The 25,982-nt window shown below is 73.2% G+C and carries 28 protein-coding genes; 14 read left to right on the forward strand and 14 right to left on the reverse strand.

The window, feature by feature from the left end; genetic code table 11:
* The first annotated feature begins 20 nt into the window (after window positions 1-20).
* Window positions 21-623, forward strand: coding sequence for a DUF1349 domain-containing protein (locus SKED_RS09040; protein ID WP_012866838.1), 603 nt, complete (start codon window positions 21-23; stop codon window positions 621-623).
* A 26-nt stretch (window positions 624-649) separates the two neighbouring features.
* Here SKED_RS09040 and SKED_RS09045 read toward each other — a convergent pair whose 3' ends face one another.
* On the reverse strand, window positions 650-976 hold the full coding sequence (locus SKED_RS09045) for an ArsR/SmtB family transcription factor (RefSeq protein WP_012866839.1): 327 nt from the start codon (window positions 974-976) through the stop codon (window positions 650-652).
* 486 nt (window positions 977-1,462) lie between these two features.
* On the opposite strand from SKED_RS09045, the gene SKED_RS09050 reads away from it, so the two are divergent.
* A complete protein-coding gene (locus SKED_RS09050) occupies window positions 1,463-1,807 on the forward strand; it encodes an RNA polymerase-binding protein RbpA (RefSeq protein WP_012866840.1) in 345 nt (114 codons plus the stop codon).
* Window positions 1,808-1,901: 94 nt separating this feature from the next.
* Window positions 1,902-2,360 (forward strand): GatB/YqeY domain-containing protein, encoded by a 459-nt coding sequence (locus tag SKED_RS09055; RefSeq protein ID WP_012866841.1) that lies wholly within the window; start codon window positions 1,902-1,904, stop codon window positions 2,358-2,360.
* A 57-nt stretch (window positions 2,361-2,417) separates the two neighbouring features.
* On the opposite strand, the gene SKED_RS09060 is transcribed toward SKED_RS09055, so the two are convergent.
* The 10 genes from SKED_RS09060 to SKED_RS09105 form a co-directional block, all read right to left on the reverse strand.
* Window positions 2,418-3,191, reverse strand: coding sequence for a polyprenol monophosphomannose synthase (locus SKED_RS09060; RefSeq protein WP_012866842.1), 774 nt, complete (start codon window positions 3,189-3,191; stop codon window positions 2,418-2,420).
* 178 nt (window positions 3,192-3,369) lie between these two features.
* Window positions 3,370-4,944 (reverse strand): apolipoprotein N-acyltransferase, encoded by a 1,575-nt coding sequence (gene lnt / locus SKED_RS09065; protein ID WP_012866843.1) that lies wholly within the window; start codon window positions 4,942-4,944, stop codon window positions 3,370-3,372.
* Window positions 4,945-5,383: 439 nt separating this feature from the next.
* Window positions 5,384-7,003 carry an amidohydrolase gene (locus SKED_RS09070; protein WP_012866844.1) on the reverse strand — a complete coding sequence of 540 codons (1,620 nt, stop codon included), beginning with the start codon at window positions 7,001-7,003 and terminating at the stop codon, window positions 5,384-5,386.
* 60 nt (window positions 7,004-7,063) lie between these two features.
* Window positions 7,064-9,982: a DEAD/DEAH box helicase gene (locus SKED_RS09075; protein ID WP_012866845.1), complete on the reverse strand. Its 2,919-nt coding sequence runs from the start codon at window positions 9,980-9,982 to the stop codon at window positions 7,064-7,066.
* Window positions 9,983-9,991: 9 nt separating this feature from the next.
* Complete coding sequence (locus SKED_RS09080; protein ID WP_012866846.1) at window positions 9,992-11,143, reverse strand: diacylglycerol/lipid kinase family protein; 1,152 nt, start codon at window positions 11,141-11,143, stop codon at window positions 9,992-9,994.
* A gap of 9 nt (window positions 11,144-11,152) precedes the next feature.
* On the reverse strand, window positions 11,153-11,914 hold the full coding sequence (tatC, locus tag SKED_RS09085; RefSeq protein ID WP_042438933.1) for a twin-arginine translocase subunit TatC: 762 nt from the start codon (window positions 11,912-11,914) through the stop codon (window positions 11,153-11,155).
* A gap of 62 nt (window positions 11,915-11,976) precedes the next feature.
* Window positions 11,977-12,264 (reverse strand): Sec-independent protein translocase subunit TatA, encoded by a 288-nt coding sequence (tatA, locus tag SKED_RS09090; protein WP_012866848.1) that lies wholly within the window; start codon window positions 12,262-12,264, stop codon window positions 11,977-11,979.
* A 236-nt stretch (window positions 12,265-12,500) separates the two neighbouring features.
* The gene (locus tag SKED_RS09095; protein ID WP_012866849.1) at window positions 12,501-12,833 is read right to left on the reverse strand and encodes a hypothetical protein; all 333 of its coding nucleotides are present in this window, start codon (window positions 12,831-12,833) and stop codon (window positions 12,501-12,503) included.
* A gap of 10 nt (window positions 12,834-12,843) precedes the next feature.
* Entirely contained in the window at window positions 12,844-13,869 is a 1,026-nt protein-coding gene (locus tag SKED_RS09100) for a helix-turn-helix transcriptional regulator (protein ID WP_012866850.1), read from the reverse strand.
* On the reverse strand, window positions 13,862-14,947 hold the full coding sequence (locus tag SKED_RS09105) for a helix-turn-helix transcriptional regulator (protein WP_012866851.1): 1,086 nt from the start codon (window positions 14,945-14,947) through the stop codon (window positions 13,862-13,864). The genes SKED_RS09100 and SKED_RS09105 overlap by 8 nt, the downstream gene beginning before the upstream one ends.
* 43 nt (window positions 14,948-14,990) lie before the next feature.
* On the opposite strand from SKED_RS09105, the gene SKED_RS09110 reads away from it, so the two are divergent.
* The 8 genes from SKED_RS09110 (at window position 14,991) to SKED_RS09145 (ending at window position 22,031) form a co-directional block, all read left to right on the forward strand.
* On the forward strand, window positions 14,991-16,184 hold the full coding sequence (locus SKED_RS09110) for a DUF3866 family protein (RefSeq protein WP_042437915.1): 1,194 nt from the start codon (window positions 14,991-14,993) through the stop codon (window positions 16,182-16,184).
* A 31-nt stretch (window positions 16,185-16,215) separates the two neighbouring features.
* On the forward strand, window positions 16,216-17,067 hold the full coding sequence (locus SKED_RS20855; RefSeq protein ID WP_052293882.1) for a DUF4129 domain-containing protein: 852 nt from the start codon (window positions 16,216-16,218) through the stop codon (window positions 17,065-17,067).
* The gene (locus tag SKED_RS09120; RefSeq protein ID WP_012866854.1) at window positions 17,064-17,561 is read left to right on the forward strand and encodes a hypothetical protein; all 498 of its coding nucleotides are present in this window, start codon (window positions 17,064-17,066) and stop codon (window positions 17,559-17,561) included. Before SKED_RS20855 ends, SKED_RS09120 begins: the two co-directional genes overlap by 4 nt.
* Window positions 17,558-18,565 carry an AAA family ATPase gene (locus SKED_RS09125; protein ID WP_012866855.1) on the forward strand — a complete coding sequence of 336 codons (1,008 nt, stop codon included), beginning with the start codon at window positions 17,558-17,560 and terminating at the stop codon, window positions 18,563-18,565. Before SKED_RS09120 ends, SKED_RS09125 begins: the two co-directional genes overlap by 4 nt.
* Window positions 18,562-19,911 (forward strand): DUF58 domain-containing protein, encoded by a 1,350-nt coding sequence (locus tag SKED_RS20860; RefSeq protein WP_012866856.1) that lies wholly within the window; start codon window positions 18,562-18,564, stop codon window positions 19,909-19,911. Before SKED_RS09125 ends, SKED_RS20860 begins: the two co-directional genes overlap by 4 nt.
* On the forward strand, window positions 19,908-20,546 hold the full coding sequence (locus tag SKED_RS09135) for a hypothetical protein (RefSeq protein WP_012866857.1): 639 nt from the start codon (window positions 19,908-19,910) through the stop codon (window positions 20,544-20,546). The genes SKED_RS20860 and SKED_RS09135 overlap by 4 nt, the downstream gene beginning before the upstream one ends.
* Window positions 20,547-20,630: 84 nt before the next feature.
* Window positions 20,631-21,206, forward strand: coding sequence for a Dps family protein (locus SKED_RS09140; RefSeq protein ID WP_012866858.1), 576 nt, complete (start codon window positions 20,631-20,633; stop codon window positions 21,204-21,206).
* Between the two features lie 129 nt (window positions 21,207-21,335).
* On the forward strand, window positions 21,336-22,031 hold the full coding sequence (locus SKED_RS09145) for a YigZ family protein (RefSeq protein ID WP_012866859.1): 696 nt from the start codon (window positions 21,336-21,338) through the stop codon (window positions 22,029-22,031).
* Between the two features lie 34 nt (window positions 22,032-22,065).
* Here the strand turns inward: SKED_RS09145 and SKED_RS20705 are convergent, their stop codons facing one another.
* The 3 genes from SKED_RS20705 to SKED_RS09160 all read right to left on the reverse strand — a co-directional run bounded on the left by SKED_RS20705 (window position 22,066) and on the right by SKED_RS09160 (window position 23,486).
* Complete coding sequence (locus SKED_RS20705; RefSeq protein WP_245534623.1) at window positions 22,066-22,533, reverse strand: hypothetical protein; 468 nt, start codon at window positions 22,531-22,533, stop codon at window positions 22,066-22,068.
* A gap of 81 nt (window positions 22,534-22,614) precedes the next feature.
* Window positions 22,615-22,911: a hypothetical protein gene (locus SKED_RS09155; protein ID WP_012866861.1), complete on the reverse strand. Its 297-nt coding sequence runs from the start codon at window positions 22,909-22,911 to the stop codon at window positions 22,615-22,617.
* On the reverse strand, window positions 22,911-23,486 hold the full coding sequence (locus SKED_RS09160) for a tyrosine-type recombinase/integrase (RefSeq protein ID WP_042437920.1): 576 nt from the start codon (window positions 23,484-23,486) through the stop codon (window positions 22,911-22,913). The genes SKED_RS09155 and SKED_RS09160 overlap by 1 nt, the downstream gene beginning before the upstream one ends.
* Before the next feature lie 167 nt (window positions 23,487-23,653).
* Between SKED_RS09160 and SKED_RS09165 the strand changes: the two genes are divergently transcribed.
* From SKED_RS09165 to SKED_RS09175, 3 genes are all read left to right on the forward strand, one after another.
* Window positions 23,654-24,181 carry a thioredoxin family protein gene (locus SKED_RS09165; protein WP_012866862.1) on the forward strand — a complete coding sequence of 176 codons (528 nt, stop codon included), beginning with the start codon at window positions 23,654-23,656 and terminating at the stop codon, window positions 24,179-24,181.
* Window positions 24,178-24,663, forward strand: a complete 486-nt coding sequence (locus SKED_RS09170) for a DUF4395 domain-containing protein (protein WP_012866863.1) — start codon at window positions 24,178-24,180, stop codon at window positions 24,661-24,663. The genes SKED_RS09165 and SKED_RS09170 overlap by 4 nt, the downstream gene beginning before the upstream one ends.
* A 168-nt stretch (window positions 24,664-24,831) precedes the next feature.
* Window positions 24,832-25,974 (forward strand): LLM class flavin-dependent oxidoreductase, encoded by a 1,143-nt coding sequence (locus SKED_RS09175; RefSeq protein WP_042438943.1) that lies wholly within the window; start codon window positions 24,832-24,834, stop codon window positions 25,972-25,974.
* Window positions 25,975-25,982 lie beyond the last annotated feature (8 nt).

The raw sequence follows: 25,982 nt of genomic DNA on the forward strand, positions 1-25,982 counted from the left end.
ATGGAAGCAGGACCTGCATCGTGGCACTCCACCTCCCTGGCCTCCCCGCCCTCTCGTGGGCCCCGCTCGAGGGCGACGCCCTTTACGACGACGCGACCGGGACCCTGGTCCTCACGGCCGCCGCTGGCGTGGACTGGAGCAACGACCCGACGGGCGGTCCGCAGCAGCACCGTGCCGCGGCGCTCGGCTTCGAGCCCTCGGGGGACCTCACGCTGTCCGCGCGCGTCCGTGTCGACGGACCGCGCTCGACCTTCGACGCGGGCGCGCTGTGCGTGTGGGGAGACCAAGACCACTGGGCCAAGCTCTGCTTCGAGCGGTCCCCCCAGGGTGACGTCATGGTGGTCAGCGTCGTCACCGACGGGTTCTCCGACGACTGCAACTCGACGCTCGTGGCGGGCGACGAGGTCTACCTGCGGCTGAGCCGGGTCGGCGAGGCGTGGGCCTTCCACTCGTCGCTCGACGGGATCACCTGGGACTTCGTCCGGGTGTTCCGTCTCGCGGTCCCGGCCGGGGCGACGGTGGGCTTCCTGTCGCAGGCGCCGATGGGCGAGACGTGCGTGTCCCGCTTCGACCAGATCACCTGGCGCGAGGAGACCCTGGGCGACCTGCGCGACGGCCGCTGACCGCTGCTGCTGAGCGCTGGCGCCCCTCAGCGCCGCCTGGTGCGGGTCTTCGACGGCGACCAGGCGGCGTCCGCGTCCTGCAGGTACCGGCCGAGGGTGCCGAGCGCGCCCGGGACGAGGGCGTAGTAGGACCACACGCTGCGCTTCTCACGGGTCAGCAGGCCGGCCTCCACCAAGATCTTCAGGTGGTGCGAGACGGTCGGCTGGGTGAGGTCCAGCGGCTCGGTGAGGTCGACGACGGTCGCCTCGCCGCCCTCGTGAGCGGCGACCAGGGAGAGCAGCCTGAGCCGGGTGGGGTCGGAGAGGGCCTTGAAGGACCGGGCCAGGGCGGACTCGCCGCTGCTTTCGGTCATGGGTCGGGCATCTCCTGTCGGTCGTGCAGGGCCGTGCGGGCTTCGGTCGTGCTGGCTACGGTCGTGCTGGTGGGGCGCTCAATCCTACGCAGCGCCGGGCCTGCGGAGGCCCGCGGACGGGCGGCACGCCGCGACCGAGGACTGTGACGCGGACGACCCCGGTCCGGGGTGCGGCGCGGAGCGGCTGCACGGTACAGTGGTTCGGTTCTGAGACCTGCGTGCCGATCTGCGGGAGAGGCCGGCACAGCCGACCACGTCCACGCGCCGTGCGCACCTGAGCATCAGGCCCCGCACGCCGACCTGGGCGTCGTCCTGGTCTCGACCCGCCGCCCCGGCACCTGTTCCGGCCGGGCGGTTCACGAGACCTTCACGCGAAGCAGGAACATCTCGACCACAGGACCCGTTCTACACATCAGGACACGACCGACGGACGCACACCGTGGCTCTTCGCCGCTCGTCCGGCACCGCAGATCATTTGGAGGACACATGGCAGACCGCTCGCTGCGCGGCATGAGCATCGGCGCCAAGAGCATGGAGTCGGACGAGGGCGTCGACTTCGCCCCCCGCTTCCAGGCCCACTACGACTGCCCCAACGGCCACACCATCATCCTCCCGTTCTCGACCGAGGCTGAGGTCCCGGTCGTCTGGGAGTGCCGTTGCGGCGAGGAGGCGCTGCTCCGCGACGCCGACAAGCCCGAGGCGAAGTCCGGCAAGCCGCCGCGCACGCACTGGGACATGCTCCTCGAGCGTCGCACCATGAAGGAGCTCGAAGACCTGCTCGACGAGCGCCTCACGCTGCTCCGTGCCGGAAAGCTGCGCCGCAGCGCCTGACCGGCCCCTGACGCACGACGAAGGCCGCAGCACCTCCACGGTGCTGCGGCCTTCGTCGTCCTCCCGCTGCGCCGCGGGCGGGCATGATTGTCCTATGACCACGCTCGAGCGACTGACCTCAGACCTGACCACCTCCATGAAGGCCCGTGACACCTTCACCACCGGCACCCTGCGCCAGATCATCGGTGCTGTGCGCACCGCGGAGAAGTCCGGCTCGGTCGCCCGCGACTTCTCGGACGACGAGGTGCAGAAGGTGCTCGCCTCCGAGGTGAAGAAGCGTCGCGAGAGCGCGCAGATCTTCGCCGACGCCGGTGCGGACGACCGCGCGGCGAACGAGACGGCCGAGGCCGACCTCATCGAGACCTACCTGCCGGCGACCCTGTCGCCCGAGCAGGTGGACGCGCTCGTGGCCGACGCGATCGCCTCGACCGGTGCCACCGGCCCCAAGGACATGGGCACCGTGATGAAGGCCGTCAACGCTGCCGCGGCAGGGCTCGGCCGTGTCGACGGCAAGGTGCTCTCGCAGGTCGTCCGGGCGGCGCTCGTCGGCTGACGACCGCAGCTCCGCGCTCGGGCCCTGGGGCCCGTGCGAGTCCCGACGGCGCCCTGCTCAGCGAGCGGGGCGCCGTCCGCGCTGCAGGAGCGAGCGGAGCTGCTGGGCGCGGTGCCGGGCGCCCCAGACGGTGACCTTGCGCAGCGCCTCCTGGACGATGCCGCGGCTCATCTTGGACTCCCCCGCCGTGCGCTCGACGAAGGTGATGGGGACCTCGACGATCTGCCCGCCGCCCTGCGCGACCCGCCACGACATGTCGACCTGGAAGCAGTAGCCCTGCGACTCCACGCCGGCGAGGTCGAGGTCGCGCAGCGTCTGCGCGCGGTACGCGCGGAACCCGCCGGTCGCGTCGCCGAGGCGCAGCCCGAGGGCGAGGCGGACGTAGGTGTTGCCGCCGCGCGAGAGCAGCTCGCGGTGCCGTGGCCAGTTGACCACGGACCCACCGGGGACCCAGCGCGAGCCGAGCACGAGGGCGGGGTGCGGCCGGGCGGCTGACGCGGCGAGCAGCCGGGGCAGGTCCTCGCAGCGGTGGGAGCCGTCGGCGTCCATCTCGCACAGGACGTCGTAGTCGCGCTCCAGGCCCCAGCGGAAGCCGGCGATGTACGCGGTCCCCAGGCCCTGCTTGCCGGTGCGGTGCAGCACGTGCACCCCGGGGTGCGCCTGGGCGAGGGCGTCGGCGAGCTCGCCGGTGCCGTCGGGGCTCGCGTCGTCGACCACGAGCACGTCGACGTCCGGCGTGTGCGCCCGCAGCCCGTCGACGAGCGTCGTGAGCGTGAGGGCCTCGTTGTACGTGGGGACGACCACGAGGACGCGGTCTGCCTGCGGATCCATCCTGCTCCCTGCTCGCCGTACGGCTGTCGTGCGGTCTCCGGAGGCGCCCGGTAGACCCGTGCGCGGTGCACGCACCCCCAGACATTAGCGTCGCGGGCGCCACCAGACCTGCCGGCGGCACCTCGACCTGCACCGTGACCTGCGAGGTGACCTGCAGATCGCCTGCCAGGACCTGTCTCTACCTCTTCGGAGCGGAGCGCCTCGTGGACGGGTCGGCGCCGGTGCGTGCGCGGCGACGCTGCACGCCGGTGGCGGCCGCCGCACCGAGGAGCAGCAGGGCGCCGGCGAGGGTGACCCACGGGACGTAGGCCCCGACGGCCACGGCGGGGGTCGTCGAGGTGCGCAGGGCGACGTCCTCGATCATCTGCTCGTGCGTGAACAGCCCGGTCCTGGACACGATCGTCCCGTTGGGGGCGATGACCGCGCTCACGCCGACGGTCGAGATCTGGACGGTGGTCCGTCCGGTCTCCATGGCGCGCAGCTGGGACATGGCGAGCTGCTGGGTCGACTCTGCCGTCGGCCCGAAGCTCGCGTTGTTGGTCTGGATCACGAGCATCTCGGCGCCGGCGGCGACGGAGTCGCGGACCAGCCCGTCGTAGGCGACCTCGAAGCAGATGACGTCGCCGATGGTCACGGTGCGGCCCAGGCGGTCGGAGTCGAGGGCGATGGTGCCGACCTCGGTCCCGGCGATCATGTCGTTGGTGACGAGGTCGACGGCCGACGAGAAGGGCCGGACGAGCTCGCGGATCGGGATGTACTCGGCGAAGGGCGCCGGGTGCTGCTTGGCGTAGCGGTCGACGACGCCGACACCGGGCTCCCAGAGCAGGCCGACGTTGTAGCGTCCTCCGGTCTCGGGGAACTCCTGCGCGCCGACGAGGATCGGGGCGCCGACGGCCTGTGCGGCGCCGTCGATGTCGGTCGCGGCCTGGGCGTCGACCTGCGGGTCGTAGTCGCTGCCGTTCTCGGGCCACAGGACGATGTCGAGGTCGCCCTGGTCGACGCTGTCGAGGAGGCTGTACGTCCCGTCGACGTGGTTGGTGAGCACCTCGCGCCGGTTCTCGAAGGCGTCGAGGCCGGGTTTGGACACGTTGCCCTGCACGGCTCCGACGGCGAGCGTGCCGGACTCTGCCTGGGTGGCGAGCGGGACCGCGAGGCCCACGGCCAGCACCGCCACGGCGGTCAGGGCGGACACGCCGAGCGGCAGCAGGTCGAGGCGCAGCAGAGCGAGGACGGCGATCGCCAGCAGCACCCCGGTCACCACGACGGCGAAGGACACCAGCGGGGCGCCCGCGAGCCACGCGAGGCGTCCGACGGCAGACTCGGCCTGGGAGAACGCGAGCCGTCCCCACGGGAAGCCACCGAAGGGCGCGACGGAGCGTGCGGCCTCGCCTGCCACGAACAGCGTCGCGAAGGACAGCACCTGCACCGTGGCGTGGTCACGGACGACCGGCACCCGGCGGACCCACGTCCACGCGAGCATCACGGCACCGACGAACAGCGCCTCCATGACGCTCAGGGCGACCCACGGGACGTCGCCCACCGCGTACTGCGCCCAGAGGATGTGACGCAAGAAGAACGTCAGCCCCCAGACGAAGCCGAGGAGCGCGTTCCACCACGGCGCGTCCCGTCCGCCCGCGAGGAACAGCATCGCGACGCCGACCGGGGCGAGGACCCAGATGCCGACGTCCGGGAAGGCGAGGTCGGTGACGACGCCGCCGACCGCGGCGAGCACGAGGGCGAGCAGCCGAGGCACGGGCCGGGCAGTGTGGGCGCTCGGGGCAGTGTGGGCGGCGAGGTCGCTGGGTACAGGTCGGGCGGGCACCCGTGCAGGGTACGTCACCGACATGGGAGGAGCCTCGCGCGAGGTGGCGGGCGGTCCGCGCGTCCTTCGGGCCGACGTCGAGGACGTCGTTTTCTACTGGACGCGCGGACCTCCACGTACCGGACAGAGAGCTTCCGGTTCGGTGCCCGCAGAGTGAGGCTGTGGACCCCTGGACGCCGGAGCGCCGCGCTCTCGCACCAGGCGAACCTACCTGGCCGGGCCCGCGCGCTGTCAAGGCTTCGCACACAGATTCTCCACCGACGGACCGACGGGTCGCCTCAGGTGCACCAGGTGTCACACGGGCCTCGCCCGTCCCGCCCCGCAGCTCCTCGGGAGGGCGGCCGCGGATCACCGTGGACGTCGGTCGGGCTCAGCCGAGCGCGTCGTAGACCGGCCGTCCGGCACGCAGCGTCATGACGCACTCGGGGTACGTCTCGGGGTCGGTGAGGTCGGGCAGCAGCGGTGTCCCCGACCGCGCGTCGGTGCTCCACGACGACAGCCCGGAGGCCTCCGACTGGACGGTCACCTGCTCGGCCCGCCACACGGCGAGGTGCGCGGGCGCCCCGACGCGGATCTCCCCGGCACCGGTGTGGTCCATCCCGGCGAGGCGCCACCCGCCACGGGTCGAGGCGCGGAAGGCAGCACGGGCGGAGATCCGCTGGTCGGCCGTGTGGTGGAACACCGCACCGCGGACCGCAGCCCAGGGTGCGAGCGCGGTGACGGGCGCGTCCGAGCCGAAGGCGGTCGGGATCCCGGCCGAGGCGATCGCGGCGAGGCGGTGCATCTGGGTGGCCCGCTCCCCCAGCCGCGCCTCGTAGAGGCCGCCAGGTGCTCCCCAGGCGGCGTCGAAGCCCGGCTGCATGCTCAGGCCCACGCCGAGCGGTACGAGCGCCTGCAGGGCCGCGTCGTCGAGCATGAGGGCGTGCTCGAGCCGGTGCCCGAGCCTGCGCATCGCGCTCCGCGACGTCTCGGCGGCCGCGACGAGCCCGGCGACCGCGGTGTCCATGGCCAGGTCGCCGATGACGTGGAACCCGGCCTGCAGCCCTGCCTCGGTCACGGCGAGCACGTGGTCGCGGACCTGGTCGGCGTCGAGGGACAGCGATCCCGAGGTCCCCGGGGCATCAGAGTAGGGCGCCCGCAGCGCGGCCGTGCGCGCCCCGATCGACCCGTCGACGTTGAGGTCGCCCGCGAGCCCGCGGAGCCCCGGGATCTGGTCGGCGATCTCGCGCGCCTCGTCGGCGGTGCGGACCAGCTCCCCGCGGTACCCCACCACGAGGGGCAGCCCGGAGTCGTCGGAGGCGGTGAGCGCGATGAGGGAGGCCAGACCTTCACGGGTGTCGATGCCGGGCGCGGAGGCCTCGTGCACGCTCACCACGCCGTTCGCCGCGGCGGCCTGCAAGGCCGAGAGGACGAGGCGGTCCCGTGCCTCCGGGGTCAGGGTGCGGGCGAGAGCCCGGGCGGCGAGGTGCGCCTCCCCCGTGACGAAGCCGTCCTCGCGCCACCCGGGCAGGGACCGCAGGCCGGCGAGGTCGGCGAGGCGGCTGGACACGACCGCGCAGTGCAGGTCGGCACGCGCGGCGTAGACGGCCGCGCCGCCTGTCGCGGCGTCGAGCTCGTGGGCGGTCGGGCGTCGCGCGTCGTCCCACACGCTCTCGTCCCACCCGTGGGCCAGGAGCGGGCCGTCCTCCGCCCGGAGCGTCCTGCTGCGCGCGGCGACGGCGTCGATCGTCGCGGCACGCGACCCCAGCCCGTCGAGGTCCAGCCCTGCGCGGGCGAGCGCCTCCTCGAGGACGTGCACGTGCGCGTCGACGAAGCCGGGGGCCACCAGTGCCCCGTCGAGCTCGACGACACGGTCCGCCCGGGCGGCGAGACCGTCGGCCGTGTCGTTCGCGCCGATCCAGGTCACCACCCCGTCGTCGACCAGGACAGCCTCGGCGAAGGGGTCTGCCGGAGAGTGGATGATGCCGCCACGGAGCACGATGGAAGTCACGACGAACCACCCTAGGCCACGACGTGCCCTCAGCCCACCAGGGGCGAGCAGCGCACCCGGCTACACGCTCGAGTACGCCACCACGCCCCGGCGCAGCGCGTCGATCGCCTTGTCCGCGGTGACCCGGACGTGGTCCTGCGGCGAGGCCTTGGTGAGCTGCCCGAGGACGTCGATCACCTGCTTGCACCACCGAACGAAGTCTCCCGCAGCGAGGTCGGTGCCCTTGAGCACCACGTCGAGGCTGCGCCCCGACGCCCAGCGGTGCATCGCCTCGACCAGCCCCATGTCGAGCGGACCCGTCGCCTCGAGCCGGTGCGCGTCCTCGAGGTCGTCGAGAGCCGACCAGATCCGCACCGTCTCGTCGAGCGCGCGGGCCAGCCGCCCGTCCGGACCACCCGGCACGTGCGGCTCCTCCTCACGGTCGTCCCGGCGCGCCGAGTACACGACTGTCGACACCGCCGCCGCCAGGCCCGCGGGGTCGAGGTCGTCCCAGACCCCGCGACGCAGGCACTCGGCCAGCAGCAGGTCGCTCTCCGCGTACAGCCGCTTGAGGCTCTCCCCCGCACGGGTCACCACGAGCGCGCCGTGCTCGTCCCGCTCGAGGTACTCCAGCGTCCGCAGCACGTCGCAGATGCGGTCGAACACCTTCGCGATCGACCCCGTGCGTCCCTCGATGCGACGCATCAGCGCCTTGTGCTCCTTGTCGAGGGACTCCCACCGCAGCGCCCACCGCGCGTGCGTCTCGCGGTCGGGGCACGAGTGGCAGGGGTGCGCCCGCAGGGCCGCCTGGATCCGCGCCACCTCCGCGTCGTCGCCCGCGCCACGACGCGTCGAGCCGGAACGCTTGGGCACGCGCCCGTCAGCGGTGTCCGCGAACGCGCCCAGCCTGGTGTTCATCGACGACACGAGGTCCCGTCGTGAGCCGGGGTTGCGGGCGTTGAAGGTCTTGGGGATCCGCACCTCACCCACCACCCGAAGCCCCTGCGGGACGTCGGCCACGGTCAGCCTCTTCACCTGGCGGTCGGTGCTGAGGATCGTCGGGCGCGGCCCGTCGAAGCCGCCGTCCGACCCCGGGTCGAGCACGAGCGCGTACCCGGCCCGGCGCCCCGACGGGATCTCGACGAGGTCACCACGGCGCAGCGACTCGAGCGCCCGCACGACCTCGCTGCGGCGCTCGTTCGTCGCACGCTTCGACAGCTCGGCCTCGCGCGCCGACAGCGCCTTGCGCAGCCGCATGTACTCGCGGAAGTCGCCCTGCTCGCAGAGCATCGCCTCGGCGTAGCCGTCGAGCGCCTCCGAGCTCGCCGCCGCCTGCTTGGCCAGGCCCACCACGCCGCGGTCTGCCTGGAACTGCGCGAAGGACGTCTCGAGGATCTCGCGGGCGCGCTCGCGGCCCACCTGGGACACGAGGTTGACGGCCATGTTGTAGGTGGGCGCGAAGCTGGACTTCAGGGGGTAGAGGCGCTTGGAGGCGAGGCCGGCGAGGACCACCGGGTCGAGGCCGGGGTGGTCGACGACCACGGCGTGCCCCTCGACGTCGATGCCGCGACGTCCGGCGCGCCCGGTGAGCTGGGTGTACTCCCCCGGCGTGAGGTCGACGTGCGACGAGCCGTCCCACTTGACGAGCTTCTCGAGGACGACGGAGCGCGCGGGCATGTTGATGCCGAGGGCCAGGGTCTCGGTCGCGAAGACGATCTTGACGAGACCGGCGCTGAAGAGCTCCTCGACGGTCTCCTTGAACAGCGGGAGCATGCCGGCGTGGTGCGCGGCGATGCCGCGGGTCAGGGCGTCGAGCCAGCCCCAGTAGCCCAGGACGGCGAGGTCCTCGGAGGGGATGTTTGCGCAGCGCGCCTCGACGATCCCGCGGATGGTGAGCTCCTGCTCCGGGGTGGTCAGCCGCAGCCCCGAGCCGACGCACTGCGCGACGGCTCCCTCGCACCCGGCGCGGGAGAAGATGAAGTAGATGGCGGGCAGCAGGCGGGCCTGCTCGAGCTCGTCGACGACGGTGAACCGTGCGGGGCCGCGGCGGCCGGTCGTCCCGGCCGAGCCCCGTGCGCTGTCCCGGCTGCGTCCGCCGGGGCCGCCCTGGCCGCGGGCGCTGCGGTAGCCGCGACCGCGGCCCCCGCCGCCGCGGAAGGAGTCGCCCTGGCGCATGAGGGCCAGCAGGTCGGGGTTGATGGGCGGGTTGGGCCCCGGGGCGGTGGGGTCGACGGTGTGCGCGTAGAGGTCGAAGAGCCCGCCGGGAGCGGCCCCCCGTCGTGCGGCAGCCACGTGCTGGGTGAGCGGCACGGGTCGGTGCTCGCTGACGACGACGGTCGTGTCGCCGCGGACCATCTCGAGCCAGTCGCCGAACTCCTCGGCGTTGGAGACCGTCGCGGACAGCGACACGAGCTGCACGTCGGCGGCGAGGTGGATGATGACCTCTTCCCAGACGGAGCCGCGGAACCTGTCGGCGAGGTAGTGGACCTCGTCCATGACCACGAAGCCGAGGTTGTCGAGGGTGGGCGACGCGGCGTAGAGCATGTTCCGCAGGACCTCGGTGGTCATGACGACGACGGGGGCCTCGCCGTTGATGGTCGTGTCGCCGGTGAGCAGCCCGACGTGCTCGGCGCCGTACCGGGCGACGAGGTCGGCGTACTTCTGGTTGCTCAGGGCCTTGATCGGCGTGGTGTAGAACGCCTTGCGCCCGCCGGTCACCGCGAGGTGGATGGCGAACTCGCCGACGATGGTCTTGCCTGCTCCGGTCGGGGCGGCCACGAGCACGCCGTGCCCGCGCTCGAGCGCGGCGCAGGCCTCGAGCTGGAAGTCGTCGAGGTCGAAGTCGAGGGTCTGGCGGAACGCGGAGACCTGCTGGGAGTCGAGCTCGGCGCGCTGGCGGTACTGCTGGTAGCGCTCGGCGGGGCTCGGGCCGGTGCGGGTGGTGCTGGCGGCGGCCGGGGTGGCCGGGGCCGACCTGCGGCGTCGGGAGGGAGGTGCCATACCTCCAGCCTAGAGCGAGCCGGTGACCCCTGCGGTGCGGGCGGGCTGCGCCGGCCCGGCGAGCACGTGCAGCGCCCCCGGGTACACCTCGACGCGGAGCGGGACGGGCCCCACCACCTCGCCGTCGGCGAAGGCCACGGGCGGGACGCGCCCGTCGCCGCTGGCGGTCACCACGACGCTGCGGGTGCGCAGCACGTGCACCGCCGGGTGGCTCAGGTGCGTCCCGCGGTACAGCCGCGGGAAGAGCCGCAGGATCCCCCGCCGGGACAGCTCGGTGGCGTAGACGACGTCGAGGTGCCCGTCGTCGACCTGCGCGTCGGGGGCGATGCTCAGCCCGCCCCCGAACTGCGACGAGCTCGCGACCGCGACCAGCGTGCCGCGGAAGGTCCGGGTGCCGTCGTCGGTGGTGAGGGTGTACCCGTAGGGCGTGAAGCCGGCGAGGCAGGCGAGGACGGCGCGCACGTAGCGCCCGTGGCCGGCGGGCCAGCGGTAGGTGTTGGCCCGCGCGTTGACGTCGGCGTCGAGGCCGAGGGACAGGACCCCGGCGTACCAGCGGCCACCCCAGCCCCCCTCGGTGTCCGGGGCGAGGCCGGGTGGGGCGGTCGCCGTCCCTGCGGCCGTCCCTGCGGCCGCCCGTGCGCCGCTCGTGGTGCCCGGGACGTGCGGGCCGACGTGCACGGCGTCCACCCGGCGGGGCGGGTGGTCGAGGGCGGCGACGACCTGCCGGACGGAGGCCTCGACGTCGTGGACGGGCAGACCGAGGACGTGGGCGTAGTCGTTGCCCGACCCTGCGGCGACGATCGCCAGGGGCGTCGGCGTCCCGACGGTGGCGTTGACGCCGAGGTGCACCATCCCGTCGCCACCGACGACCACGAGGGCGGCGAGCCCGTCGAGGGCGGCGGGGCGTGCGCGCGCCACGGCGTCGGCCACGGACGCACCGGTGAGGTCGACGACGTCGACCCCTGCACGGGCCAGGAGCTCGGCGGTGCGCCGGCCTGCCTCCCCGCCGCGGCCGTGCCCGGCGGTGGGGTTGACCACGAGACCGACGGTCCGTCGCGCGGGGGCCTCGGCGGGTGCGTGCTGTGCTGCCGTGCGGGCGCGGTCACCGGGGCTGGAGGGCGCTCCGGTGACCGGCCCGCGCGTGGCGGGGGTCTCGGTCATCGTGGTGCGTCAGACGTCGTACGCGTCGATCTCGGCGTCGAGCGCGGCGGTCCGCCTGTCGACGGCGCGGTCGCGCAGGATGCACACCCCGAGGGCCGCGAAGTACAGCAGGACGATCGGCAGCGCCACGAGGATCATGGTGAGCGCGTCGGGCGTCGGGGTCATGATCGCGGCGAAGGTGAAGGCGATGACGATCGCCCACCGCCACCCCTTGGCCCAGGACTCGGACCGGACGAGCCCGGCGAAGGTGAGCACGACCATGACGACGGGCAGCACGAAGGCGAGCCCGAAGGCGATGAGGAGGCGCATGACGAAGCTGAGGTACGTCTGCGCGTCCTGGAAGTTCGTCGCCCCCTCCGGCAGGAAGTCCGTGAGGATCTTCACCGCGTGCGGCAGGATCGCCCAGGCCATGAACGCACCGGCCAGGAACAACGGGATGGCAGACCCGAGGAACCCGACCGTGTAGCGCTTCTCCTTGCTGGTGAGCCCCGGGGTGATGAAGGACCACAGCTGGAACAGCCACCAGGGGCTGGTGAGGAACAGGCCGATGAAGAACGAGATCTTGATCTTCATGTCGAGCGCCGTCGCCATGCCGCCGAAGTTGATGTTGACCGGCTGGTTCAGCCGGGCAGCGGCGTCGAGGAGAGGTTGCTGCAGCAGGTTGAAGACGGGGTTGTACAGGAACCAGCCGCCCACGGCACCGATGACGATGCCGAGGGCGGCGAGGAACAGGCGCCGGCGGAGCTCGAGGAGGTGGCCGCGCAAGGGCATCTTGCCCTTGGCGGCCAGCTTCTCGGCGCGCTCCTCAGACCGGCGCGAGCCCTGCGCCACGCTCACGCCTGCGGCGGGGTGGTGCTCCCGGACGGTGTCCGTGGCGGCGTGGCGGTGACGTCGACCGGGGAGACCGGCGGCGTCGCGGCGCCCTGCTCAGGGGTGACGACCTGGACGGTCGGCGCGGCCTTCGGCGCGTCGTCGTCGTCGGTGAGCTCCTTCATCTCCTTCTTGAAGATCTTCAGGGACTGGCCGACGCTCTTGGCCAGGTCGGGAAGACGCTTCGCCCCGAAGAGGAGAAGGATGACGACGAGAAGGATGAGCAGGTGCGTGGGCTTCAACGCTCCCATGAGTGCCTCCTGTTGCGGGTGGGTAGAACCATCGTAGATCCGGTGACGCAAGCGAAGGGTACCTGCCCGAGGTTGCTGCCTGGTGCAGGCGCTTCTCCGTCGAAGCGCTTCCCTCCATCCTGCCCTACCGACGGTCTCGGCTCAACGGTCTGAGAGCGTGGGTCCGGCGGCTGTCGACGGTCGGTGACCGGCGCCGCGCAGCGCCGTCCAGGGGCCCCAGAGCCCCGCAGAGTCCTTCACAGGTCGATGTGGCGCCACTGCTCGTACCGGTCGGCGTCGGCCTCGTAGCGCGCGCGTCGGCGGCTGCGGCGTGCGGTCCGGCGGCTCGCGACCAGCTCGGCGAGGTCGTGCCGTGCGGCGCTGTCGGCGAAGACGTCGACGGGGCGCGGCTCCGGACCCACCGGCACGCCCTCGAGGGCGTCGATCTTCTCGGCGAGCCGGTCGAGGGACCCGAGGGCCTCCCCCGCGGCACGCGTGGTGCTCTTGACCCGGCGCCACAGCGACCGGCCGAGCAGCACCGCCCCGGCGAGGGCGGCGAGCACGAGGACGAACCAGATCCAGAACCACATGCCGACCACCCTAGGCCCCGGCGCCCGCGGGCGCCGGGAGCGACGGCGGGCCGGCAGCCTGCTCGTCGTCGAGGAGGCCGAGGCTCTCGTACTCCGCCAGGGCCAGGCGTGCCGCGACCGCGACGTCCTCGCGGACCTCCTCGGGGCCGACCGAGAGGATGCGCGAGGCGTTGCGCAGCAGGAACAGCCGCAGCCACGCCGGGTTGGCGACCCGCAGCGTCACCGCGAAGCGGGTCTCGTCGATGTTGGTGACGGACTCGACCGGCACCTGCTCGGCGATCCACCGTGCCTGGGCCGACAGCACGAGCTCGACGACGCTGTCGCCCGCCGGCCGGTAGGCGCGGGAGGCGGCAGCCGGGCTGGCCGTGCGGGTCGCCGGCTCGTCGACGACCTCGGCGGCGAGGATGCGGTCGGTGCGGAAGGTGCGCTCCCCCTGGGCGTCGAGGCACCAGGCGTGCAGGTATGTGACGTCGTCGGAGGGGACGAGGCGGAAGGGCTCGACGACCCGTCGGGTCGTGACGTCGGAACCGTCCACGTAGTCGATGAGCAGGCGGCGTCCCGTGGTCGTGGCCGACCGGATGGCCGCCAGCACCTCCCGGGACGCGTCGACGGTCACCCGGACGTCGAGGGCCGACGCGGCGTCCCCGGTGGCGACGGTCAGCTTGGTGAGCGCGGACTCGACCACGCCGGCCTGCTCGTCGTCCCCCGAGGCCGACACGGCCTCGTGCAGCGCGCGCAGGGCAGCGATGAGCGCGATGCCCTCGCGCGTCCCCAGCCGCAGCGGGCGCGTCATGCCGCGGGCCTCGGTGAGGTGCACGACCCCGCGGTCGTAGGAGTCCGCGTCGAAGTCGATGAGGTCGTCCGGCCAGTAGCCGGGCGTCCCCGACACCCAGAGGGTGTCGACGTCGGCGAGGATCTGCTTGGCCGTCACGCCGAAGTGCCGGGCGAGCTCGTCGACGGGCACGGGCCCGGACGCCTCGAGGAAGGACACGAGCCCTACGAGGCGCACGAAGCGGTCGGTCGCACGTTCAGCCACGGTGGGTCCCCTCGGTCGTCTGTGCAGCGTGTGCGGTCTGTGCAGCCTGTGCGCTCGGTGGAGCAGGTGCGCCTGCCAGCGACGACGCCGCCCGCAGGCGCTCGACGACCGCGGCCCGCAGGTCGGGCGGGTCGAGCACCACGACCGCGTCACCGTACCCGGCGACCTCGTCCGCGACGGTCTGCACCGAGGTGAAGTCCACCACGACCACGTCGCGTCCCGCAGGGACGGTGGTCGTGCTGCTGTCGGCCCGCGTCTCGCCCTCGCCCGCAGCCCGCCCGCGGGCACGCAGCGCCCCGGCGCGCTCCGGACGGATCGCGAGGACCGCGGGACGCACCGGTGCCTGCCGGCGCAGCCCGATGAGCGCGTCGGCGTCGAGACCCTCCGGGATCTCGAAGGCGCCCGCAGGCCCGGACGCCCGCACCTGGCCCTCGACCCGGGTGAGCTTGAAGGCACGCGCCGCCCGGCGGTCCTGGTCGTGACCCAGCAGGTACCACCCGCCGTCACGGACCACGACCCGCCACGGCTCGACGGTCCGCTGCAGCACCTGCCCGGTGCTCGCCGCACGGTAGGTGAAGGTCACCGCACGACGCTCGACCACCGCGTCGAGCAACGTCTCGTACGCGTCGGACACCGACCGCACCTGCGGGGCCAGCCCCGCCGTCACGTCCGCGCCGTCCCCCAGCTCGGCCGGCTCCCCCGCCGAGCGCAGCTTGGTGAGCGCGCGCGAGGTGTCCACGGCCACCGCGCTGTCCTGCCAGAACTGCGCCGCGAGCGACAGCACGCCCAGCTCTGCCGGCGTGAGGTCGACCTCCTCGAGCGCGTAGGCGTCCTTGTCGATCCGGTACCCCGCGTCCTGGGCGTGACCGCCTGCGTCGACGGTGACGATCGGCACCCCCAGGGCGCGCAACGAGTCCTTGTCGCGCTCGAACATCCGTTCGAAGGCCTCGGTGGTCGCCGCGTCGTCGTAGCCCGCGACCGAGCCACGGATCTCCTCCTTCGACATGCGCAGCGGCGTGTTCATCAGCGCGATGACGAGGTTGAGGAGTCTGGCGGCAGGTGGGGTGTTCGCAGGCACGCCCCTACGCTAGCGCCCACCGAGGTCGAGTAGCGTCTGGGGCGTGATGACATGGCGCGGCGCACGCATCCTCTCGACCGGGACCGCCTGGGACGGCGCACTCGAGCTCACCGTCCAGACCGACCCCGTCGACAGCGACGTCCCCGGCGCCGGTCCGCAGCACACCCAGAGCACCCTGCGCGCCCTCGCCTACCCCGCCCTCGTCGGTCCCACCACCGTCGGCGACCACGTCCTCCTCAACACCACCGCCCTCGACCGCGGCCTCGGCACCGGGGGGTACGCCCTCGTCGTCGCCGTCCTCCCCCGCGACGGCCAGCCCGTCGCGGCCTCCCCCCGCACCGACGGGCCCGGCCACCTCGTCAAGGCCCGCTACACCCCGCACCAGACGATGGTGCTCGGCGTCGACGAGCAGGAGTCCCCCCACCACAGCACCCTCCAGGACGCCGACGACCTCGGCGGCATGCCCGTCGTCGTCGCCGACCTCCACTCCGCCCTGCCCGCGATCGTCGCCGGCGCACGCCACCACGCCCAGACCCACGGCCGCCGCACGCCCCGCATCGTCTACGTCATGACCGACGGCGGCGCCCTCCCCGCCTGGTTCTCCCGCACCGTCGCCCGGCTGCGCGACACCGGGTGGACCGCCGCCACCATCACCGTCGGCCAGGCCTACGGCGGCGACCACGAGGCCGTCACCGTCCACACCGGCCTCCTCGCCGCCCACCACGTCCTCGACGCCGACCTCGCCGTCGTCACCCAGGGCCCCGGCAACCTCGGCACCGGCACCCGCTGGGGCTTCTCCGGAGTCGCCGCCGGAGAGGCCGTCAACGCCGCCGCCACCCTCGGCGGCCGACCCGTCGCCTCCCTCCGCGTCTCCGGCGCCGACGCCCGCGAACGCCACCAGGGGATCTCCCACCACTCCCTCACCGCCTACGGCCGCGTCGCCCTCCTCCCCGCCGACGTCCCCGTCCCCCGCCTCGACCAGGTCGCCGACCGGTTCGACGCCGCCGGCCACGACCCGCTCGCCCTCGACGCCCGCATCCAGCAGCAGGCCCCACGCCTCGCCGCAGGACCCGCCCGGCACACCCTCGTCGAGGCCCCAGCCACCCCCGACCTCGCCGACGCCCTCGCGCTCTCGCCCGTCCGCCTCTCCACCATGGGCCGCGGGCTCGACCAGGACCCCGCAGCCTTCCTGGCAGCCGCCGTCGCAGGCCAGCACGCCGCGTCGCTCCTCACCTGACCCGCCGACCCCCGCTAAGGTGGGCGCCACGATGACGTCACCTCCTCAGCAGAGCCACGCCAGCGGCCAGACCAGCGGGAGCACTGTGCCCGCACCGGGCCCACGACGATCTCGTCGCTCCGGCGGACCGCGCTGGCGCGCCACCACCGTCGCCGTCGCCCTCGCCACAGCCCTGCTCCTCCTGGTCGTCGCCAGCGCAGCGCTCAGCGGCCCCTGGCAGGTGACCGAGCCCGACCCGGTCCCGGTCACCACCGCGCCCGTCGAGCCCACCACCGCGCCCACGCTCGAGCCCCTGCCGACCGAGGAGCCCGTCGAGGAACGGGAGCCCGAGGGAGACGGCACCAGCACCATCCTCGCCATCGTCCTCGGCGTCGCCCTCCTCGCCGCCCTCATCGTCTTCGCCCGCAAGGTCATCACCCGCAGGCTTCTCCCCTGGCTCGCCGCACGCACCCTCCCCGAGCCCGTCGTCGGCGACGCCGCGACCACCGTCGTCGCCGTCGTGCCCGTCGCCGAGCTCGAGGAGGCCGCGGCGCTCGCGGCCACCCGGCTGCGCAGCTCGGCCGACCCCACGGACGACGTCGTCGCGGCGTGGGTGGCGCTCGAGTCCGCCGCGGAGGCGAGCGGCACCGAGCGGACCCCCGCGCAGACCCCGACCGAGTTCACGGTCGAGGTCCTCGGGACCACGCCGGCCAGCCCCGACGCCGTCCAGACCCTCCTGCGCCTCTACCACCGCGCGCGGTTCACCGACCACCGGATCACCCCCGAGCAGGGCGCGACGGCGGCCGAGGCCCTCGAGCGCCTCGTCGTCGACCTGCGGTCCGCCACTCCCTCCAGCACGGCCTCCAGCACGGACCAGACCTCGACCCAGGGTGGTGCCCGATGATCCGGTTCTGGGTCTACGTCGCCATCCAGGCGGTCGTCGCCGCCGTCCTGCACCTCGCGATCGGCACGGACCTCGCGCACACCCTCATGGCGCTGGTCGCGTCGGTCGCCGTGACGGTCATGGTCGTCGGCCAGCAGGACCCGCGCCAGCCGCGCTGGCCGCGGCACGAGTCCCGCGCCAAGCAGGGCGCGCGCGACGACGTCTCGGACCTCTCCTGGAGCTTCATGTCCCGCGACGACGCGGTCACCCCGCGTGCCGTCGCCGCCGTCCGCTCGGCCACCGCGTCCCGGCTCCGGCTGCTCGGCGTCGACCTCGACGACCCGCAGCAGACGGAGACCTCCCGCGGGCTGCTGGGCGACGAAGCCTACGACTTCGTGGAGTCTCGCACCGACCACCCCACCGTCCACCAGCTCGCCCGCACGATCGACCGGCTCGCGGACCTCGACCCCGCCGGCCCCACCCCCCAGACCCACCCGACGAGGAGCACCCGATGACCTCCGCCCCTGCCCCCGCACCCCTCCAGGTCGCCGAGATCTCCGAGCTCTCCTCACGGGTGCTCGCCGAGGTCGGGACCGTGGTCGTCGGCATGGAGAAGCCGCTGCGCACCGCCCTCGCCGCGGTGCTCGCCGGGGGCCACGTGCTCTTCGAGGACGTCCCCGGGCTCGGCAAGACGCTCGCCGCCCGCAGCCTCGCCTCGGCGCTCGGGCTCGACTTCGCCCGCCTGCAGTGCACCCCGGACCTGCTCCCGGCAGACATCACCGGGTCGACCGTCTACGACCCCGCGACGCGCGAGTTCCTGTTCCGGCCCGGTCCGGTCTTCACCGGCCTGTTCCTCGCCGACGAGATCAACCGCACCGCACCCAAGACGCAGTCGGCGCTGCTCGAGGCCATGGCCGAGCGGCAGGTGACGATCGACGGCACCACGTACCCGCTCACGCTGCCCTTCCACGTGATGGCGACGTCCAACCCGGTCGAGTACGAGGGCACCTACCCCCTCCCGGAGGCCCAGCTCGACCGGTTCATGGTCCGCCTCGCGGTCGGCTACCCGGACCGGGAGGCGGAGTTCGACGTGCTGCGCCGCCGGCTCGACCGGCGCCAGGAGTTCAGCTCGGTCGACGCGGTGGTGTCGCCCGAGATCCTGCTGGCGATGCAGTCCGGGGTCGAGGACGTCGCGCTCGACCCCGACGTGATCCGCTACTGCGTCGACCTCGCAGCAGCCACCCGCAGCGTCCCCGACCTCGAGGTGGGGGCGTCGCCGCGCGGGTCGCAGACCCTCATGCTGGTCGCGCGCGCCCTGGCGGTCATCGACGGACGTGACTACGTCCTCCCGGAGGACGTCAAGGAGGTCGCGGTCTCCGTGCTCGCGCACCGCCTCACCCTGAGCCCTGCGGCCTGGGCCGCGGGAGTCAGCACCGAGACCCTCGTCATCAGCCTGCTCGACCAGGTCCCCGGGCCGGCGACCGTCGGGTCGGACGGCCGCGAGGTCGGGCGGGCATGACACGGGGGTCCTCGGTCGCCGAGCGCTCCCGGGCCGCGCGGGCCGCCGCCCGGTGGTCGGCCGCCCCGGCGGTCCGGTGGGAGCGCGACGGCGTGGTCGTCGTCAGCGCGCTCGTCGGCGTCGTGCTGCTCTGCGCAGGCCTCGCAGCCGGACGGCCCCAGGCGGTCGCCATCGCGGTCCCGCTCGTGCTCTCTGCCGCCTGGGCGGCCGCGAACCGGCCCTCGGGACCGTTCACGGTCTCGACCGGCAGCGGGAGCACCACGGTCCGTGACCGGGAGCTCGCCGTCGCGCTGACCCTCACGGTCCCCCACGGCGTGGACCTCGTGCGGGTGCGGGCGGAGAGCCCCGGCAACGACCCGGTCGACGCGCTCGTCAGCGTCCCGGACGGCACCAGGACCCTCGACCTCACGACGCCGTCGGTGCGGACCGGCCCCCGCGAGCTGTTCACGGTCGACGCCGTGCCGGTGGCGGCCGAGGGCGGCTGGTTCCTCGACCCCCTGCACCTCGAGCCCGACCACGTGCTGGTGCTGCCGCTCGTGCGGCGTCTCGACGTGGTGCCCGTCGCCTCGCAGCTGCGCGGCCTGACCGGGCCGCACAGCTCGCGCCGCCCGGGCGACGGGTCGCAGCTGCGTGACATCGCCCTGTTCCGCGCGGGCGACTCGGTGCGCCGGGTCGACTGGCGGACCACCGCGCGACGCTCTCCCGACGTCTCCGAGCTCTACGTCCGTCGCACCTTCGCCGCGTCCGAGGCGTCGGTGGTGCTCGTGCTCGACTCGCGCGACGACGTCGGCCCTGAGGTCTCCACCTGGGGCGGGTACCGCGAGACCGCGCCCGACGTCCAGACCTCGCTCGACATCGCGCGCGAGGCTGCGGCGACCGTCGGGACGGCTGTCGTCGACGGCGGGGACAGGCTCGGCTTCGAGGACCTCGGGCGGCTGCACACCCCCGTCCCGCTCTCCGGGGGCAAGCGCCACCTGCAACGCGTGGTCCACGCCCTCGCCCTGGCCCGTCCGGCCGGCGCCCCGAAGCACCGGGAACGCCCACCCCAGCTCCCGACGGGCGCGATGGTCTACCTGTTCTCGACTTTCCTCGACGACTCGCCCTCGCGGACCGCCCTCGCGTGGCGTGCCCTCGGGCACCGCGTGGTGGCTGTCGACACGCTCCCCCAGGAGGTCCTGCGCGGCCTCGACCGGCACGAGCTGCTGGCCTGGCGTCTCAACGACATCGTCCGTCGCGACCGGCTGCACGAGCTCTCGCGCGCCGGCGTCACGGTGCTGCGGTGGGCGACGGGTGAGCCCGCGGTCGCGCTGCGTGCCGAGGCCCGTGCGCTGCGAGGCCACTCGTGACCGCCCCGGTGCAGAGCCGGCGGCCGGCGTGGCTCCCCGCGGCCCTGCGGTCGCGCCGTGACGACCGCGTGGGTGCACGCATCGACGTGGGTCGATCCATCCCCGGGTGGGCGGTGCACGTCGCGCTGGCTGTCGCGATGGTCACGGGCCTCGGCGTCGCGACCCTCGGCTCGGAGATCTCGCCGGCGCTGATCGCGATCGCCGCCGCAGGTCTCGTCGGAGGCGCTGTGGCCAACCTCGCCCGGCCGGGCTACGGCGTGGGAGGCACGGCGCTCGCCCTGATCCTGCTGCCGTACGTGTTCGGCTCTCCCGCCGGCTACACCTGGCGCTCACCGGTGCTGATCGTCCTGGTGCACGCCGTCGTGCGGCTCAGCTGGCTCGCCACGCTCGCCGGCCGGAAGACCCGCGTCGACGTCACCGTCCTCGTCCAGGAGGGTCGCCGCTCGGCGGTCTTCAACCTCGCGGGTCAGGTCGTGGCGCTGCTCGCCGGGGGGCTGACCGCGGCCGCCGACGCGGCGCCGTCGATCACCTGGCCGTGGTTCGCCGTCCCGGGCGGGATCGCTGCGCTCCTGCTGGCCCTCCTGCTGCGCCACGGGCTCCCGACCGGCCACGACGCACCGCGGACCAGGACGTAACTTCTGCGAGGAGAGCAGACCAGGTGCACGATGGAGGCAGGTGGTTCACCACCCTTCCGATCACCTCTGGAGGACTGCGACATCATGGCACGCAAGAACCTGCCCAAGTACACCGTCCCCTCGCTCACCCCCGAGCAGGGACAGGAGGTCGCCCGGATCCTGCAGCTGCGGCTCACCGCGCTCAACGATCTCGCGCTGACCCTCAAGCACATCCACTGGAACGTCGTGGGCCCGCACTTCATCGCGGTCCACGAGATGCTCGACCCGCAGGTCGACGCCGTGCGTCTCATGGTCGACGCGACCGCGGAGCGCATCGCGACGCTCGGTGTCGCACCGCGCGGCACGCCCGGCGTCATCGTCTCCGAGCGCTCGTGGGACGACTACTCCCTCGGCCGCGCCACGACCATCGCGCACCTCGGTGCGCTGGACGAGGTGTACCAGGGCGTCATCACCGACCACCGCAAGGCGGCGACCGACGTCGAGGAGCTCGACGACGTCACCAACGACCTGCTCATCGGTCACCTGCACGAGCTCGAGCTGTTCCACTGGTTCGTACGTGCCCACCTCGAGTCCACCGGTGGCAGCCTGAGCACCGCGGGCGAGTCGTCCGAGGTCGGCGCAGCCGACAAGGCCGAGGAGCACGCCAAGAAGGCGTCCTGACCCTCGAGGCATGACACGTCCGGACCGGCGCACGCCGCCCGGACGGACGACTGACGACGAAGGCTCCGACCGCGACGGTCGGGGCCTTCGTCGTACCTGCTCCTCCCCTGCCCCGCGTAGGCTCGTCCGGTGGACCCGTCACCCGCCCTCGAGCTCCCTGCCGACCTCCCGGTGGGGCTGACGCTCCCCTCGACGGTCGACGGGACGACGGTCCACGAGATCGTCGTGAAGAGGTCGCGCTTCATCACCCGCGTGGCGCACGTGGCCAGCGTCGAGGCCGCCGACGAGGTCGTGGCCGCCGTCCGCAAGGAGTACTGGGACGCACGGCACAGCTGCGTGGCTCTCGTGGTGGGGCAGCGCGCCGACCGGCAGCGGTCCTCCGACGACGGCGAGCCGTCCGGGACCGCCGGTGTGCCGATGCTGGAGGTGCTGCGCCAACGAGGGCTCACCGATGTCGTCGCCGTGGTCACCCGGTACTTCGGCGGTGTGCTGCTCGGTGCCGGCGGCCTGGTCCGTGCCTACTCGACGTCGGTGAGCGAGGCCCTCGACCGTGCCGTCGTGGTCAGCCGGGAGCCGCGCGTCGAGGTGGCGGTCGAGACCGACCACGTGTCGGCCGGGCGTCTGGAGAACGTGGTGCGCGAGTGGTGCCACGTGCACCGTGCGATCGTCGACCCGCCGGCCTACGGGGCCGCCGTGGTCCTCACCGTGCGGCTGCGCCCGCGCGACCTGAGGTCCTTCGAGCAGCTGGTCGCCGCCGAGACCTCAGGGACGGCGCTGCCCGAGGTCCGCGGCTGGCACGTCACCGACATCCCTGCGCTCCCCTGACCCGGCACGGGCCACCAGGACAGCCCGACCTAGGTCACCACGACCAGCCGCGCGCGCAGAGCTCGAGCTCCTGGCGCATGCGCTCGTCCTCGTCGACCACCCAGGTGTCGGAGACCGTCGCGCCCGGGCGGTGCGAGCCGGAGAGCTCGGTGAGCCCGACGAGGGTGCAGGCCTGGCGCAGGACGGTGTCGTAGGCGTACTGGGTGGCGCGGAGATGGTGCGCACGGGCGAGGGTGCTCTGGTCCTGCTCGATGCGCTGGATCTGCGTGGCGAGGGTCGACAGCCGGAACTGCAGGGTGAGCATCTCGAAGGGGTCCGTCTCGACCGGCGGCCTGCGCAGGGTCGGCAGGCGGTGTGTCGTCAGGCGGTGCGTTGGGAGGCGGCGCGTCGGGAGGCGCAGCGTGGTCCTGGCCAGCGCGGCCCGCTGGCGCCGGGCGCGGCGGGTGCGGCGCACGAGCCACCATGCCGTGGGCACGACGACGGCGCACGTCGCCAGAAGCACGATCCACACCATGGTCCCGCCCTCGTCGATGAGGAGGAGTCCAGCGTAGGTCGCGCCGCGGCCCGGCGCTACGGGTGCTCGTCAGCGCCCGCGGACGGGGTGCCAGCGCGGGCCGTAGCGCTGGGTGAGCCGTGCTGTCGGGAGGTCGGCGAGCACGCCGGTGCTCGACCGCACGTGGTCGTGCACGCGCCAGGCGGTGGCGTCGTCGTCGGCGGTGAAGCGGACGGTGATCCGAGCCTCCCCCGAGACGACGCCGACGTCGTAGGCCTCGACCGTCACGAGCTCGCGGGCGGCGTCGGCTGCGGCCGGGAGCACGTCGGGTGGCCGGACCCCGGGGGCGAGCGCTCCGACGGTGAGGACCACGCGGTAGGACGGCATCAGACGATCGTAGGTGCGTCGTCGGGGGCGGTGCTCCACGCACGACGGAGCTGCTCGAAGCGCGTCGGCAGCGGGGGCCTGACCCCGGCGTAGCGAGCGTTGGTCCGCTGGACGTACCTGCGCCAGGAGAGGACGAGGCCCTGCCGCGTGATGGGCAGCCCGGCCGCGACGGTGACGCCGTTGTCGTGCGTGTGGTGCACGGTCAGCAGCAGTGCCCTCGGCACGGAGCCCTCGAGGTCGACGCACAGCTGCTCGCGGACCACGAGCCAGCGGCGCACGACGACCAGCGCGCTGTCGTCGAGCAGGTGCTCGTGCTCGCTGCGGTGCTTGCCGTGGTGGACCACCAGGCTCCCCCGCTCGAGGTCGAGGGAGTCGACCGTGCAGCGCAGCAGGTCCGAGTACCGGGCGTCGGTGCACCGGGTGAGGCCGACGATCACCGCGAGACGGACGCTCTCCGGCTTGGCACCCTCGACGGTCGCCGCGGACGCGAGGTCGCGCCAGACCGCCTCGGCTTCGCCGAGGGTGACGGGAGGTCGCGGGTATCTGGTCTGTGCTGGTGTGTCAGGTGAGCTCACAGGATCAAGTCTCCATGGTGGCTGAAAGACGCTTGGCACACTATTTCTATCAGGAAGTGCACGTCGAAGACCGCGGGATGAGACGTATCGAGAAAGTGCAGACCGTTCGTGGGGACCCGTGCTTGACTGCACCCACGCCTGTCCCCTCGTCGTGAACGCAGGACTCCATGGACCCGTTCGTCAGCAGCGTCCCAGGACGCGCCGTGCTGCTCCTGGTGCTGCTCGGCCTCGTCTCCATCGCCTGGTGGGTCCGCACCCGACGCTCTGGGACCGTCCGTGCGCCCCGGGCCTCCGCTCCCCCGCCTCCCGACCAGCCCCTGCTGGCGGTGCTGTCCACGCGGGGTGTCGCGCTCGGGGACAGGGCCACCTTCGTGCAGCTCTCCTCGGAGGTCTGCACCCCGTGCCGACGGACCGCCGCGGTCCTGTCCGACATCGCAGCGGTCGAGCCCGGGGTGACGCACGTCGAGCTCGACGCTGCGGAGCACATGGAGCTGGCACGACACCTCCGGGTGCTGCGCACCCCGACCGTCCTGCTGCTCGACCCCGCCGGCCACGAGTCGGGCCGCAGCTCCGGTGCGATGAGCCCGGCGCAGGCGCGAGCGGCACTCACGGCGCTGTCCACCGCCAGCGACCGCTCGGCTCGACCCCACGCACCCACCACCGACCAGCCCACCGACGAGACGAGACGATCATGACCGGAACCGCCACCCCCGGGTCCTCCGCCACCTCCCCCGCGGGCATCGATCCTCGAGGACCCCGGTTCGGCGCGGCGCTGACGGCGGTGCTGCTGGCGGTCGTCGTCCTGCTGGGGACCTCGACGGCCGCCTTCGTGCTGCTCGGACTCGCGGTGGTGCTCTTCGCGGTCGGCGTCGCACGCGGGACGCAGGGCACCGTCCAGGGCGCGATCTTCCGGCGGTGGGTCCGCCCGCGCCTGGCGCCGCCCGCCGAGCTCGAGGACCCTCGCCCTCCCCGCTTCGCCCAGGGTGTCGGTCTCGCGGTGACGCTCGTCGGCCTCGTGCTGGGGCTGCTCGGTGTCGCGGCCGCCGTCCCGGTGGCCGCAGCCGTCGCCCTCGTGGCTGCCTTCCTCAACGCGGCCTTCGACCTCTGCCTCGGTTGCGAGCTGTACCTTCTGCTCCAGCGCCTGCGTCCGGGCCGCCCTGCACCCAGCGTGGGCTGAGCGACCAGGCCAGTCGACGGCTCCTCGTACTTCACGTGCTTGGCACACTTTTTTTAGGCGTCGTGGTGACCCAGGACACGGAATCCCTCGAGGAATATCCACACCCCGGCGGTAGTTGAGGCGTAAAGTACATGCAAACGCATACACCTCGAGGAGCTGGGCACCATGATGCAGTTCGGGATCTTCACCGTCGGCGACGTCACCCCTGACCCGACCACAGGCCGCACCCCCACGGAGAACGAGCGGATCAAGGCGACGATCGCCATCGCCCGCAAGGCCGAGGAGGTCGGGCTGGACGTCTTCGCGACCGGCGAGCACCACAACCCGCCCTTCGTGCCGTCCTCCCCCACCACCACCCTGGCCTTCATCGCCGCGCAGACCGAGCGCATCCTGCTCTCGACCTCCACGACGCTCATCACCACGAACGACCCGGTGAAGATCGCCGAGGACTACGCGACGCTCCAGCACCTGGCCGACGGCCGCACGGACCTCATGATGGGCCGCGGCAACACCGGGCCCGTCTACCCGTGGTTCGGCAAGGACATCCGGCAGGGCATCAACCTCGCGATCGAGAACTACGCGCTGCTGCACCGCCTGTGGCGCGAGGACGTCGTCGACTGGGAAGGGAAGTTCCGCACCCCGCTGCAGGGCTTCACGGCCACGCCGCGCCCCCTCGACGGGGTCCCGCCCTTCGTGTGGCACGGCTCGATCCGCACCCCGGAGATCGCCGAGCAGGCCGCCTACTACGGCGACGGGTACTTCCACAACAACATCTTCTGGCCCATCGAGCACACGCAGCAGATGGTCGCGCTGTACCGCCAGCGCTTCGAGCACTACGGCCACGGCACGGCCGACCAGGCGATCGTCGGGCTCGGCGGCCAGGTGTTCATGCGCAAGAACTCCCAGGACGCGCGCCGCGAGTTCCGCCCGTACTTCGACAACGCCCCGGTCTACGGACACGGCCCGTCGATGGAGGACTTCACGGCCCAGACGCCGCTCACCGTCGGCAGCCCGCAGGAGGTCATCGACCGCTACGCCGCCATGCGCGACCACGTGGGCGACTACCAGCGCCAGCTGTTCCTCATGGACCACGCCGGTCTCCCGCTCAAGACCGTCCTCGAGCAGCTCGACATCCTCGGCGAGGAGGTCGTCCCCGTGCTGCGCAAGGAGCTCGCGGTCGGCCGCCCCGCGCACGTCCCCGACGCGCCCACCCACGCGGCACTGGTCGCCAGGGCCGGCGGGGCCCACGACGCCACCGTCTACGCCCCGGCCGACGACGTCACCGGCGCCTCGCCTGTCGGCGCACGGTGACCACCGTG

Source organism: Sanguibacter keddieii DSM 10542, from assembly GCF_000024925.1.
Taxonomy (GTDB): domain Bacteria; phylum Actinomycetota; class Actinomycetes; order Actinomycetales; family Cellulomonadaceae; genus Sanguibacter; species Sanguibacter keddieii.